Raw genomic sequence first — 13,175 nt, forward strand, 5'->3', positions numbered from 1 at the left:
TTGGTATCGCTTCAGCTTTTGGCATTTGCTAGGAGCCGTAGACCATGTCGGAGACCATTTCACGCCCATTCACCTTCGTCAAAGATGGTGTTTTCTACTTCAGCCGTCGCATTCCGAAAGAGCTGAGAAGCCACTACACATCGCCCCGGATCGCGTATTCACTGCGCACGAAGTCGCCGAAGATCGCGGAAACGAGAGCCAGAAGAGCTGCCGATCAGCTGGATGAATACTGGTATCACCTGAGGTGTCGTGACGCAGAGCTGCCGGGAAAGCACATGCTGAGGCTTCAAAGGGCGACGGGAACCAACAACTCTGATCTGCAGCCTGATGTCTCCTCGTCATCTGTTCTTTTGTCTGAGGCCGTGGGGATTTATCTGCAGCTGAAGGGCAAGGGCCGCCCTGTGACTTTCCACAGAGCCGCTGAGAGGTCCTGTGGCTACGTCATCGACGCCTGCGGAGACAAACACCTAGATGCCTATACCAAAGCCGACGCTAACGCTTTCCGCGATGCCCTGATCGCTCGAGGCCTCGCAGGGAGCAGTATGACGCGGGTCTTCGGTACAGTCCGGGCGGTTACGAACTTCGCCGCAAGTGAACAGGGTCTCACCCTGAACAATCCCTTTGCAGGCGTCTACTATGATAGGTCGGCTGGTGTCTCTGATCGCACCTCTGTTCCTGCCGATGCTTTGGCTGTCGTTCAGGCCAAGTGCCGGGAGCTTGATGACGATCTTCGCTGGCTTGTGGCTCTGGTGTCGGACACAGGAATGCGCCTAGCCGAAGCTGCTGGGATGACCAGAGAAGACTTCATCCATGGCGAGGAGGGGACCTTGTTCGCTCGGGTCCGCCCTCATCCGTGGCGTCGTCTCAAGACCAAGGGCAGCGAACGGGATGTCCCGCTCGAAGGTGAAGCACGATGGGCCGCTGAGCGCATCCTCAACCAACAAACCTCCTCCAAGTTCGCCTTCCCTCGGTACAACAAGACCGACACGACGAACGCCAACGCAGCCAGCGCCGCATTGAACAAATGGATGAAGGAACACGTACCTGCAGGATGTTCCATGCACAGCTTCCGCCACTCGATGCGAGATCGCCTCAGGGCTGTTGAGTGTCCAGCCGACATCGTTGACCAGATCGGGGGCTGGCAGACGGACGGGGTGGGTCATGGATACGGCTCAGGCTATCCGCTGGAGGTCCTCAGGAAGTGGATGAAGGCAGTCACGTGAGCCGACATGGTCTACGGCTCCTAGCAAATGCCAAAAGCTGAAGCGATACCAATGAGTTAGCTGGAGTGATGGTGCCCCCACACGGTTAGTCTTGCGGCTTGTGTTCCCGCTGCAGGCGTCACTTCAGCTGGTAGCTCCAGCAAAACAAGGGCTATCCGAGGTCGGGGTTGTTCGTCAACAGGCGCGGCGTGGTCTACGGGAGGGTCTACGGTGACCCGAGCAAGGCGTCTGTGCGGTTCCCGGGGGCGTACTCACATTGCCGTCGCCGTCGCTGATCCATGGTCATCGCTGCAGCCGTGTGCCGCTGTAGGTGCATGGGGGGGTATTGCGAACGCCCCGCTTATTGGTAGGGCGCTCACATTTTTCTGGCTCAAACATCGGCGAGATAGCTGGAGCCGCCCACTGACCCAAAGGACTGGGGCTTCTTGGCTAGAGCGTTGCGGTAGCGGTAGTTGCCGATGGTGGTCTCTTCGAGGTCCAGAGCCTCCAGCCCAGCCTTGAAGACCGAATGGTTACGGATGCGATCTCGGAAGTTGGATGCATCATAACCAAGCTCAGCCCGTAGATCGGTGAACCGCAAGACCTCATCCGGGTGATCCTCGAAGTGCCTCTCTGCAAAGGTCAGAGCCTGCTGCACCTTCCCTGTGGCTTTCACCTTGGCTGGTTCCCAAGTGCTGACCTTGCAACCGGGGAAGACCACAGGGATGAGATCACGGATACCAGATTGCTTCGGAGCGATGATGTAAGCGTTGCAAGGGCCACACTCGGAGGCACTGCCCTGTCGCACTGCTGATCGGCACAGCGCCTGCAGGATGTGATGCATGTGTTCCCCTGCTTCCATCGCTTGGACGGAGGCTTTGGTGACCTTCTCGTCGTTCCTGATGCGGCTGTGGCACCGTGTCATCACTTCGTAGTCCACCTCCGAGTAGTTGTTGACCCCAGCGAGGATGACGTTCTGGACATGTCGGAACTCATTCGTCCCCTGATGCCTGCCCCAGTTGAGGAAGCTGACACGGTCCGGGGTCGTGCTGAGTAGCCCTCTGATCAGGTCCGGGATACCTCCGCTACTGACTGCCTTGTGGTAGACCACGAGCCACTCTTCGTCAGGCTTGCTATCGATCAGAAGGGCGACTTCCTGAGCCAGAGAACAGCCATGCTTTGCCCATGCGGTCTTGCCTGCCCCCTTGTCCATGACTTGGACAGTGAGGTTCCGATAGCTCTTGATCGCTGAAGGTAGTCGCACGAGCTTCCCTGTTGCCTTCTCCCATTGCGCGTAGGTGGCACGGACACGTCCGGAAGCATCGAGGATGACCACTGGGGCAAGATCATCTGGGATCGCGTCTCGGCTGTCGAGCGCAGTGATGACCGTGGAGGCGTTGTGGAGCTTGCGCAGCAGTACGCAGCGGCCTGAGAGAGCATACAGGGTGTCGAGATAGGCAACGTGGCGCTGCTCCAGACCTCGCCTCGCTGACCAGCAGCTGATCCCTGTAGCTCCCTCGATGTCAGGCCATGTGTGGGTCCCGCGACCACGAGAGGCTACAAGCTGACGTTCCAGCTCCTCGATTAGCTTGGCCAATGCAGGATGGGTGTGCCGCAGTGGATCGCGCAAGGACGCAAGCTGGTCTGTGCTGAGCGACACAACCTCAATGGGCAGCATCGCCTCGTCCCAAACCCGAACGGCACGAACGTCACCCCTGTACTGGAAGACCTCAACGTCTTGGAAGCGACGACCATGGCAACGGCTCATGACCATGGCGTGGGTGGTGAACAAGACACGAGCCTCTCTGGGCTGCGTGGAACTCAGCTGATTGACCTCGTTGTTCCGGGTAAGGACCGCAAAGTCAGCCTCATCAAGACCAATCTCCTCAACAAGCCGGGCGATCTCATCAAGCCGCGAGACGCAGAGCAGGATAGACACATCGCGGTGATGTTCAGACCTCAGGAGGTGCTGGACGAAGTGGATCAATGCCGTGGTCTTCCCAACCCCGGGATCGAGACTGGAGAGGAAGAAGCTGGGTGGCGCTGTCCCGTCAGCCATAGCCGCCATCGTAGCGACAGGTTCTCGCAGAGCTGTAGCGACATCCGGATGCAGCAGACCCCCACCACGACGGGTCAATGTGTCCATCAGGGAGGTGGTCGACGCGTCAGCCAAGCCGCCTGAGCTGTAGCTGGTACAATCGCTATAGAGAGGTCTTAATGGTGTTTGTACCACCGAGGCTGACCCATGCCGCAAAGCACAAGTCGACCCAGTGGCCAAAGCAGATGCTTGAGCCATGAGTTGGTCCTTGATCATGTCGTTGTTGGAGGGGGAGTTCGAAGCTGAAGACGCTTCAGTCAAAGCAGAAGATCACCGCCAAGGTCGATCCTTTGCAATGGTGGAACCTAATCCAGCTCAAGCAGCCGCATAGATACTCTCACCACCACCTTGATAGGCATCAAAGACATGCCGATAGAGGTTGTCGCATTTGGTGTTGAACACGGTCTCATCGTAGGCGTCTGGCAATCCACCATCGAGGATCACCTCAATCGCTTGCCGTACCGCGCCACGCGCCTTTTCTTTCTTAGTCCAGTCAATCACCAGCTTTTCGTCCTTCAGGGCCTGCAAGAGGTCCCGACAGACTGCTTTGACCTGATCGCGTTCTTTCTCGGACAGCTCCGGCTCGGGCTTCGTCAAGATGTCAAAGACAGCTTTCTCTTCTTCTGACAGCCCCTCACGTACAGCTTGCTGCTCTTCCTCTGACAGGTCTTCCGCCAGCTTCACAAGGGCCTTGAAGAACGCCTCGATGTTTTGGCTGCCGCTGTTGTAGCTGTCGATCAGGTTCTGGAAGCGCTCAAGGAAATCCGCGCGAGTTGGGTTTCGGGCAACCATCGCTGTGAGCTTCTGGTGCAGCAAGGCACGGAGCCTTTCGGCTTCGGTGCGCTTCTTACCTGTGTCAAACTTCTCTCGGAGCTTGTCGAAGTCGATCTGACTGATGTCGATCACCTCGGGATCATCTGGTGTCTCGTAGGGGATTGGTGCGACGGAACGATCCAAAAGGTCTTCCACGTCCTGCATGATTGCCTTGATGTCGGGCTTGGGCATCATTGAACGGATGCGCTCGGCAAGCACTGAGATGAGAACGACGTCGGGAGAGAACTCGCTGGAAGCAGGATCAGGCAGGATAGCCTTGTATACACGGGAGACAGCCCGAGCTTTGGCTAGGTACTCTCGTTTGGCTTCGTCCGTCTCAATCAGGGCCTCCACAGCATCGGCAAGCAAGGCGACCTTCTCCAGACCTTGTGCCTGCTTAATCGCAGCAGCGTCGATCTTCCTTTCGGCCAAATAAGCAACGGTAACCGCGACAAGGTGCCGGAGGTATTCAACGAGGTCGCTCTTGTCCCTGATGGGCGGCTCCTCCGTCCCAGTGTTGCCGCCACCGTAGATCGCCAACGCCTTTTGCAGGTTTCTGAACACACCGACGTAATCAACGATGAAACCTGCTTCCTTGCCGGGGTAGTTTCGGTTCGCCCGTGCGATGGTCTGCATCAGCGTGTGGTTCTTCATTGGCTTGTCGAGGTAGATCGTCGAACAGGACGGCACGTCAAAGCCGGTGATCCACATGGCACAGACGAAAACCAGCCGCAGAGGGTCCTTGTCATCTTTGAACTTCTCGTCGAGGTCTTCTTCAACTATCCGCTTCCGGTGGGGGCGAATGTCGAGACCTTTCGCTTCAAGTTCGGCAATCTCATTTTGGCTCTGTGACACCACTACTGCCATGTCAGTAGTCTTCATCACATCAATCTGAGCTTCCAGAACAGGCTTGTCCTCTGCCGAAGCCGTCGCAAGCTCAGCCTCTAACTCTTCACGATGTTTGTCCCAGTACACCCGGACCTTGTCGTGCATCTTCACCGCAGTTGCCTTGTCGATACACACCATCATCGCCTTGCTGCGTTGACCGCGACCAACGAAGTGACTGACCAGATCGGAGGCGATGGTCTCAAGCCGATCATCCCTCGTGATAAGATGGTATTCCCTTGCAAACTCGCGCTCGACCTTTCGCTCCTGTGCCTCATCGAGGTCAGCATCTTCGAGTAGCTGCTGCAGATCATCAGCCAAGTCTTCATTCATTAGCTGCAGTTCGGGGATACGGTTCTCGTAGTAGAGCGGGACAGTTGCACCATCCGCGATGGACTGGGCGAAGTTGTAGACAGAGATGTAGTCGCCGAAGACCTCGCGGGTGCGTTCCTCCCCAGCCATCAGAGGCGTCCCTGTGAAACCTAGGAAACCAGCATTAGGCAGCGCGTTCCGCATGTTCAGGGCAAGTGTGTCGTACTGGCTGCGATGGGCTTCATCCGTGATGACGATGATGTCCCGGCGATCAGACAACTTCGGGTAAGCCGCGCCGTCGCGGGTGTTGAACTTGTGGATAAGCGTGAAGACGTAGCGGTGGTCAGCACTCAGCAGTTCCTTCAGGTGCGCTCCGCTTTGTGCGTGAACTCCTGCACTTGTCACCGCTCCAGTCGCAGCAAAGGTCTTGTAGGTCTGCTCGTCCAGCTCCTGCCTGTCCGTCACGATCACAAAGGTCCAGTTACCCTGAACCGAACGTAGGATTTTCTGGCAGAAGAACACCATCGACAGGGTCTTGCCGCTGCCCTGCGTGTGCCAGAAGACACCCAGTCGCCCGGCTTCGCCCTCGGGCCTGTCCTTGGCGTTGATCACTTCGGTGATCGCACGGTTGACCCCGAGGTATTGGTGGTTCTTGGCCAGCTTCTTGACCAGCCCGGCCTTTTCCTCCTCGTAGACGATGAAGTTCTCAACCAGATCGAGCAGCCGTTCTTTGTCGCACAAGCCCCTGATGGCTGTCTCGAGCGAAACAACGCCCTCTTCGCCCTCGTCGTTGATCCGCTTCCACTCGTGGAAGAACTGCCAAGGGGAAAAAGTGCTGCCGACCTTGGTGTCCGCCCCGTTCGAGAGGATCACAAAAGCGTTCGGGGTGAAGATGTGGGGGATCGTGTCTCGGTAGTCGGTCAGGTTGTCATCATAGGCGTTCTTCACCGGGACACTGAACTTCTTCAGCTCGACAAGCACCAGTGGAATGCCATTGACGAAGCCGATGAGATCAGGCCGCCGCTTGTGCATCTCACCCTTCACCCAGAACTGCGAGGCGAGGAGGAAATCGTTTGCCTCGGGATCACGCCAGTCGATAATCTGCGCTGTTTCTGTGGTGGCATTGCCTCGGGCGTCGGTGACTGAGACCTTCACGCCATCACGTAGCAGCTTGTACAGCTCGTGGTTGGCGTTCTCCTGCACCATACGGGATCGGTCGCGGGTGATCTCGCCAGCAGCTTGGGTAATAGCACTGGCGGGTAGCTGAGGGTTCAACTTCTCCAAAGCCGACACAAGCCGGGCTTCGATGATCACTTGCTTCTCGCTTTCGCGCCCTTCAGTCGAACTGCCGCTGCCCCACTCATTGTAGAAGTTCACCGTTTCCCAACCCAGATCACCAAAGAGTTGGATCGCAGGCTGTTCGACAGCTGCGTCTTCTCCGTAGTCGTGGGCTGTGTCGGATGGGGTCATCGTGTATTCTAACCTTCGGGTTTGTACTCTTGGCGTTGGGCAATTTCCTGCTGAAGCGCCAGAGTTTGCCGTAGGCGTTCCAAGCCAGAGAAGCCGGGTGATTTCTCCTGCCAAATCAAGATTTCTTCATAGAGCTGCCATTTCGCATCCATCGCTTTCTCTATTCCGATTGATGTCGCAGTCGAAGAAAATCTGGATTCCACCCAATCTCCAAGTCGATCAACTTCTGCTACGAACGTGGAATCATTGTAGGGGTCGAGCCACGCTCTTTGTCGATCCAATGCGTCCAAAAGAAGATCGACTGTTTGGTATTCAATAGTACCAGAAGCGGTGCGGATCAGTTCAAGTACTTGTTCAAGGTCTTCTTCTGAAGTTGCGTGCCGTATGCTTTCGTAAGCAGAGACAGCCGAAAACGGAGGCTTTTGCTCGTTGGCCTGCTGGGACGTAACCGCCATTGGAAAGAGACTCGCAAACGAAAGGCAAAACGCCAGCAATGTCCTGTTCATTCGGCGGCCTCGATCGCTTCCTCGGCTTCGCTCACGTCGATCTCGCCAGAGACCAACTTGGGCAGCAGCAGATCGCGCTGTGCGCGGAGGTTGGCGTTTGTTCTGGCAAGTGCGGAAACCTGCGCGAACATCGGTTGAGCAATCTGCTCAAAGCGATCCAGCAAGACTGCAGGGGGCTTCGCTATCGGGAAGGACTTGACGCTCTCAGGACGAACTCGCTGACGGCCTTCCGATCCTGACATGCTCTTGATCGCCACATCGCGGAACGCGTGTGAACGGGCCAAGCAGTAGATCGCATGTTGAGCCAAGATCAGAGGACGTAGCACGATGAACTCGGTTGATCCAAAGGCAACAGGCCTCTCTTCATCTAGGAAGTTGACGAACCCGGTCTTACCGTTTTCCAGGCAAGGAGTGATCCGAGCGACAAGTGTGTCACCGTTCTGGAACTTCGTCCCGCTGTTGCCGTCGCGTTCCTCGATAGGCCCTATGGTCATGTTAGTTTCCGACAGCGAACCCATGGGGACAAAAGGCTTGAAGCCCTCGCGAGGAACTGTAGTTCTCGGGTTGACCAGTACGATTTCTTCCAGTCGAACGATGGGCCAACCAGCTGGGACCACACCAGCCTCACCCTCCTCAAACTCCACCTCCCCATGCCCCGGAAAGCGGAAGTGGACGAACCACTCCTCGTAGAGCCGCCGGGCCATTTCTTCGATGATCGCGATGCGGCGCGTGTTGCTCTCGATAAGGTCGTCATAGGCCGAGAGTATCGCTGCAATGCGCTGTTGGGTAGGAAGAGGCCAAACAGGGACTTCCGCCACTTTCAGGTGTTTCATGTGGCGCTGATAGCCGAAGTGTTCCAAGCCCAAGGACTGACAGGCAAAGTATAGGTAGCGGGTGTCGATGCCATCCTTGCCGCGAAAGACTTGGGTGCCGTCGGCACCTGCAGCGAAGGGGAATGGAACATACTTGAAGCGGCATGTGTGATCACCGAAGACGATCACAGGGTCGACGGACGGAAAACGCGTACCCGCGTCATTCGTGTAGCCACCTATCAAGCCCGCGCCTTGGTCTATAACAGGCAGTAGACCATTGGGCAGGTAGTCAGATTTCTGCACTTTGCTCGTGGGGCGTAGGATGACCACCAAGTCGGTGAACTGCATTCTTTCGGGGATACAGCTCAATGAGTAGCCTCCAATACGAGCGAGACGTTCTCGGCTACCTGCTCCTCCAGTGCCGCCGCTTCGACGTTCAACTGTGCGAGTTCCTCGTTCAACTCCTCGAACCGCTCGATGAAGTCCACATCCTCTTCACCACGCGCTGACGCTCCGACATAGCGTCCGGGGTTCAGGCTCCAGCCTTGCGCCTCGATCTCCGTTCTTGTCGCGATCTTGCAAATGCCGGGGACATCAACATAGCCCTCAGCCAGCCCATGCTCGGCCAACAGGTCGGAACTACCAGCCTCGGTCTCAATGTCTTCTCCCCTGTGAAGCCGCACGATGTTGGCAAGGAACTCGATCTGCTCGGGCAGGAAGTCGCGATGGGCGCGGTCGATTTGGTGGTAGAAGCTGCGGGCATCGAGGAACAGTACTGAGTTCTCCCGCTCGGTCCCGCGTTTACCCTTGTCGAAGAACCAAAGGGTGCAGGGCAGCGTGACAGTGTAGAACATGTTCGGCCCAACTGAGACGATGACATCCACATCTCCGGTTTCGATCAGCTTCTGCCGGATCAGCTGTTCGCTGTGCCGTGCGTCGCCAGCGGAGTTGGCCATCACGAAACCCGCTCGACCATTCTCGTCCAACGACGAGTGGAACAACTGTATCCAAAGGTAGTTCGCATTGTCGGTGCTGGGTACGCCGAAGGGAAAGCGCCAGTCACCTTCCAGCTCCTCCTTGCGGACGCCCGAGACGTTGAAGGGCGGATTGGCCATGACAAAGTCGAACCCACCGTCCTCGAAGGGCCTTGGGAACAGCTTCTTGATGTCATCGGAGTACGTGTTGGCCTCGCGCACGTCACCGGAGAGGCCATGGACGGCGAGGTTCATCTTGTTGAGGTTGACCGTCGTGCGGTCCTTTTCGACCCCGTAGATGCTGATCTCGCTGTTTGCCGTCTTGCCGTGGCGTTCCACGAAGTCCGCCGACATTGCGAACATGCCACCAGAGCCACAAGCCGGGTCGAGGATGCGACCATGGAACGGCTCGATGATCTCGACGATCAGCTTCACGATGCTCTCAGGCGTGTAGAAGACGCCGCCCTTTTGCCCTTCCTTCATGGCGAAGTTGCCGAGGAAGTACTCATAGACCTTGCCGAAGGCGTCCCCGGTCAGGTCGATGGGGGCAAGGAGACGGAGCAGTTCGACCAGCACCTCGTTGCCAAGGTCGGTGTAGGTCTGGGGCAATGCTCCGGCGAGGTCCGGGTTGTCCTCTTCGATAGCTTTCATCGCCTCGTTCACGGCCTTGCCGATGTTCGAGCCTTCAGGGAGAGACTGGAGATGGCTGAACCGAGCCTCAGGGCGCAGGAAGATCACACCCTCGGCGTCGTAGTCGGCCTTGCTGATCTTGCGACGGTTGCCTGAGCCGATGGGGCCGATCTTGGCTTCGGCCTCAGCGAACCGCTTCTCAGCATAGCGCAAGAAGATCAGGCCAAGGACGGGCGACGAGAACTCAGCAGGCTTGAGCCCGGTGTTCGCCCAAAGTTGATCTGCTGCGGACCATAACCGCTTCTCGACGTCCCCGTTGACCATAAAGTCACCCCGTTCTCAAAAATATCTCAACATCAGTATCCAGTCATTGGACAATCGGAAAGGGCATAAGTCGAGAGCCTGATCCAACGACAGTCAGTTTCTACCCATGCGGTCTTGGCCGATCTCCAGCACCACTTTAGCAATAAAGTTCCACCAATGCATCACCCGAAACTGTTTTCGGTCGCATTCAGCGTTCGTGGCAATCCAACCCGTATCAATTCCCCGAAAGGAACCGGCATGCATGACATCGCATCCATCTTCACCACCATCAAACTCGGCCCGCTTTCTGTCGCTGCAGCATGCTTCGACGGTCAGCTCCTGTTTCTAACCGAACATCTTCTGGACAGGCTGAAGTTCGACGGCTTGACCCTAGAGGCTGTCTTCTGCAGCGCCACCGCTTATGACAAGGCAGGCAAGAAACATGAAGTTGTCACCGAGGAAGGGCTTTATTTCCTGCTCCTTCAGTCCGACGCCAAGGAAGCCAGACCGTTTCAGAACTGGGTAAGCCAATGCGTTCTACCTGCCGTTCTGCTTGATCGGTTTTACCAAGTCGGTGAAGAGAAAAACGGCACACATTCACATGATGTGCTTGATCCCAAGGATGAATACGGGAATGTCCCAGAGGCATTTCATTCTTGGTTGGCGGAAGCCGTACTGCCCTCAATCCGCCGGTGTGGTAGGTTTTTCACCGACCTTGAGGAACTCTTCGACGATCAAGGCTTGTATCACCCAAGCCCTAAAGCCGTGAGCAAAGAGCTTGAACTTCTGGTCCTCCGTAGCGGTGTAGGCCGCAAGATCAGTCGGTTTCACCAGCAGCCGTCTAAACGCCGATTTGCTCGTGTGGCAAAGCAGTTCTCAGCCTTGAATGACCTGACCGATCCTGCCACCTGACCTCTAAGTTCCTCCATTGCAATAAGCCGTTGCCCCTGATGCTGCCTGCTTCGTTAGGTTGATTTCTGGCGACGGCTGAAGCGTCTTCAGCTTCGAACTCCCCCTCCAACAACGACATGATCAAGGACCAACTCATGGCTCAAGCATCTGCTTTGGCCACTGGGTCGACTTGTGCTTTGCGGCATGGGTCAGCCTCGGTGGTACAAACACCATTAAGACCTCTCTATAGCGATTGTACCAGCTACAGCTCAGGCGGCTTGGCTGACGCGTCGACCACCTCCCTGATGGACACATTGACCCGTCGTGGTGGGGGTCTGCTGCATCCGGATGTCGCTACAGCTCTGCGAGAACCTGTCGCTACGATGGCGGCTATGGCTGACGGGACAGCGCCACCCAGCTTCTTCCTCTCCAGTCTCGATCCCGGGGTTGGGAAGACCACGGCATTGATCCACTTCGTCCAGCACCTCCTGAGGTCTGAACATCACCGCGATGTGTCTATCCTGCTCTGCGTCTCGCGGCTTGATGAGATCGCCCGGCTTGTTGAGGAGATTGGTCTTGATGAGGCTGACTTTGCGGTCCTTACCCGGAACAACGAGGTCAATCAGCTGAGTTCCACGCAGCCCAGAGAGGCTCGTGTCTTGTTCACCACCCACGCCATGGTCATGAGCCGTTGCCATGGTCGTCGCTTCCAAGACGTTGAGGTCTTCCAGTACAGGGGTGACGTTCGTGCCGTTCGGGTTTGGGACGAGGCGATGCTGCCCATTGAGGTTGTGTCGCTCAGCACAGACCAGCTTGCGTCCTTGCGCGATCCACTGCGGCACACCCATCCTGCATTGGCCAAGCTAATCGAGGAGCTGGAACGTCAGCTTGTAGCCTCTCGTGGTCGCGGGACCCACACATGGCCTGACATCGAGGGAGCTACAGGGATCAGCTGCTGGTCAGCGAGGCGAGGTCTGGAGCAGCGCCACGTTGCCTATCTCGACACCCTGTATGCTCTCTCAGGCCGCTGCGTACTGCTGCGCAAGCTCCACAACGCCTCCACGGTCATCACTGCGCTCGACAGCCGAGACGCGATCCCAGATGATCTTGCCCCAGTGGTCATCCTCGATGCTTCCGGACGTGTCCGTGCCACCTACGCGCAATGGGAGAAGGCAACAGGGAAGCTCGTGCGACTACCTTCAGCGATCAAGAGCTATCGGAACCTCACTGTCCAAGTCATGGACAAGGGGGCAGGCAAGACCGCATGGGCAAAGCATGGCTGTTCTCTGGCTCAGGAAGTCGCCCTTCTGATCGATAGCAAGCCTGACGAAGAGTGGCTCGTGGTCTACCACAAGGCAGTCAGTAGCGGAGGTATCCCGGACCTGATCAGAGGGCTACTCAGCACGACCCCGGACCGTGTCAGCTTCCTCAACTGGGGCAGGCATCAGGGGACGAATGAGTTCCGACATGTCCAGAACGTCATCCTCGCTGGGGTCAACAACTACTCGGAGGTGGACTACGAAGTGATGACACGGTGCCACAGCCGCATCAGGAACGACGAGAAGGTCACCAAAGCCTCCGTCCAAGCGATGGAAGCAGGGGAACACATGCATCACATCCTGCAGGCGCTGTGCCGATCAGCAGTGCGACAGGGCAGTGCCTCCGAGTGTGGCCCTTGCAACGCTTACATCATCGCTCCGAAGCAATCTGGTATCCGTGATCTCATCCCTGTGGTCTTCCCCGGTTGCAAGGTCAGCACTTGGGAACCAGCCAAGGTGAAAGCCACAGGGAAGGTGCAGCAGGCTCTGACCTTTGCAGAGAGGCACTTCGAGGATCACCCGGATGAGGTCTTGCGGTTCACCGATCTACGGGCTGAGCTTGGTTATGATGCATCCAACTTCCGAGATCGCATCCGTAACCATTCGGTCTTCAAGGCTGGGCTGGAGGCTCTGGACCTCGAAGAGACCACCATCGGCAACTACCGCTACCGCAACGCTCTAGCCAAGAAGCCCCAGTCCTTTGGGTCAGTGGGCGGCTCCAGCTATCTCGCCGATGTTTGAGCCAGAAAAATGTGAGCGCCCTACCAATAAGCGGGGCGTTCGCAATACCCCCCCATGCACCTACAGCGGCACACGGCTGCAGCGATGACCATGGATCAGCGACGGCGACGGCAATGTGAGTACGCCCCCGGGAACCGCACAGACGCCTTGCTCGGGTCACCGTAGACCCTCCCGTAGACCACGCCGCGCCTGTTGACGAACAACCCCGACCTCGGATAG

At 57.2% G+C, this 13,175-nt stretch carries 9 protein-coding genes; 4 read left to right on the forward strand and 5 right to left on the reverse strand.

Annotated elements, in window-relative coordinates; genetic code table 11:
• The first annotated feature begins 44 nt into the window (after positions 1-44).
• Positions 45-1,223, forward strand: coding sequence for a DUF6538 domain-containing protein (locus QBD29_RS13975; RefSeq protein ID WP_280098708.1), 1,179 nt, complete (start codon positions 45-47; stop codon positions 1,221-1,223).
• A gap of 370 nt (positions 1,224-1,593) precedes the next feature.
• On the opposite strand, the gene QBD29_RS13980 is transcribed toward QBD29_RS13975, so the two are convergent.
• Entirely contained in the window at positions 1,594-3,261 is a 1,668-nt protein-coding gene (locus QBD29_RS13980) for a hypothetical protein (RefSeq protein WP_280098709.1), read from the reverse strand.
• 235 nt (positions 3,262-3,496) lie between these two features.
• On the opposite strand from QBD29_RS13980, the gene QBD29_RS13985 reads away from it, so the two are divergent.
• Positions 3,497-3,631: a hypothetical protein gene (locus tag QBD29_RS13985; RefSeq protein ID WP_280098710.1), complete on the forward strand. Its 135-nt coding sequence runs from the start codon at positions 3,497-3,499 to the stop codon at positions 3,629-3,631.
• Here the strand turns inward: QBD29_RS13985 and QBD29_RS13990 are convergent.
• The 4 genes from QBD29_RS13990 to QBD29_RS14005 are packed head-to-tail and all read right to left on the reverse strand — an operon-like array spanning position 3,616 to position 10,026.
• A complete protein-coding gene (locus tag QBD29_RS13990; protein WP_280098711.1) occupies positions 3,616-6,780 on the reverse strand; it encodes a type I restriction endonuclease subunit R in 3,165 nt (1,054 codons plus the stop codon). The two genes, QBD29_RS13985 and QBD29_RS13990, sit on opposite strands and share 16 nt — an antisense overlap.
• 8 nt (positions 6,781-6,788) lie before the next feature.
• Positions 6,789-7,286 (reverse strand): hypothetical protein, encoded by a 498-nt coding sequence (locus QBD29_RS13995; RefSeq protein ID WP_280098712.1) that lies wholly within the window; start codon positions 7,284-7,286, stop codon positions 6,789-6,791.
• Positions 7,283-8,467, reverse strand: coding sequence for a restriction endonuclease subunit S (locus QBD29_RS14000; RefSeq protein WP_280098713.1), 1,185 nt, complete (start codon positions 8,465-8,467; stop codon positions 7,283-7,285). Before QBD29_RS14000 ends, QBD29_RS13995 begins: the two co-directional genes overlap by 4 nt.
• Positions 8,464-10,026, reverse strand: coding sequence for a class I SAM-dependent DNA methyltransferase (locus tag QBD29_RS14005; protein WP_280098714.1), 1,563 nt, complete (start codon positions 10,024-10,026; stop codon positions 8,464-8,466). The genes QBD29_RS14000 and QBD29_RS14005 overlap by 4 nt, the downstream gene beginning before the upstream one ends.
• Positions 10,027-10,263: 237 nt before the next feature.
• On the opposite strand from QBD29_RS14005, the gene QBD29_RS14010 reads away from it, so the two are divergent.
• Both QBD29_RS14010 and QBD29_RS14015 read left to right on the forward strand, forming a co-directional pair.
• Positions 10,264-10,917, forward strand: coding sequence for a BRO family protein (locus QBD29_RS14010; RefSeq protein WP_280098715.1), 654 nt, complete (start codon positions 10,264-10,266; stop codon positions 10,915-10,917).
• 371 nt (positions 10,918-11,288) lie between these two features.
• The gene (locus tag QBD29_RS14015) at positions 11,289-12,956 is read left to right on the forward strand and encodes a hypothetical protein (RefSeq protein WP_280098709.1); all 1,668 of its coding nucleotides are present in this window, start codon (positions 11,289-11,291) and stop codon (positions 12,954-12,956) included.
• Positions 12,957-13,175 lie beyond the last annotated feature (219 nt).

It is taken from the genome of Amylibacter sp. IMCC11727, assembly GCF_029854195.1.
In the GTDB taxonomy this organism is placed as follows: Bacteria; Pseudomonadota; Alphaproteobacteria; order Rhodobacterales; family Rhodobacteraceae; genus Amylibacter.

Excerpts from the sequence above, each read along its gene's own strand:
- QBD29_RS13975 (WP_280098708.1), top strand. The coding sequence starts at position 45 with ATGTCGGAGACCATTTCACGCCCATTCACCTTCGTCAAAGATGGTGTT.
- QBD29_RS13980 (WP_280098709.1), bottom strand. The coding sequence starts at position 3,261 with ATGGCTGACGGGACAGCGCCACCCAGCTTCTTCCTCTCCAGTCTCGAT.
- QBD29_RS13985 (WP_280098710.1), top strand. The coding sequence starts at position 3,497 with ATGAGTTGGTCCTTGATCATGTCGTTGTTGGAGGGGGAGTTCGAAGCT.
- QBD29_RS13990 (WP_280098711.1), bottom strand. The coding sequence starts at position 6,780 with ATGACCCCATCCGACACAGCCCACGACTACGGAGAAGACGCAGCTGTC.
- QBD29_RS13995 (WP_280098712.1), bottom strand. The coding sequence starts at position 7,286 with ATGAACAGGACATTGCTGGCGTTTTGCCTTTCGTTTGCGAGTCTCTTT.
- QBD29_RS14005 (WP_280098714.1), bottom strand. The coding sequence starts at position 10,026 with ATGGTCAACGGGGACGTCGAGAAGCGGTTATGGTCCGCAGCAGATCAA.
- QBD29_RS14010 (WP_280098715.1), top strand. The coding sequence starts at position 10,264 with ATGCATGACATCGCATCCATCTTCACCACCATCAAACTCGGCCCGCTT.
- QBD29_RS14015 (WP_280098709.1), top strand. The coding sequence starts at position 11,289 with ATGGCTGACGGGACAGCGCCACCCAGCTTCTTCCTCTCCAGTCTCGAT.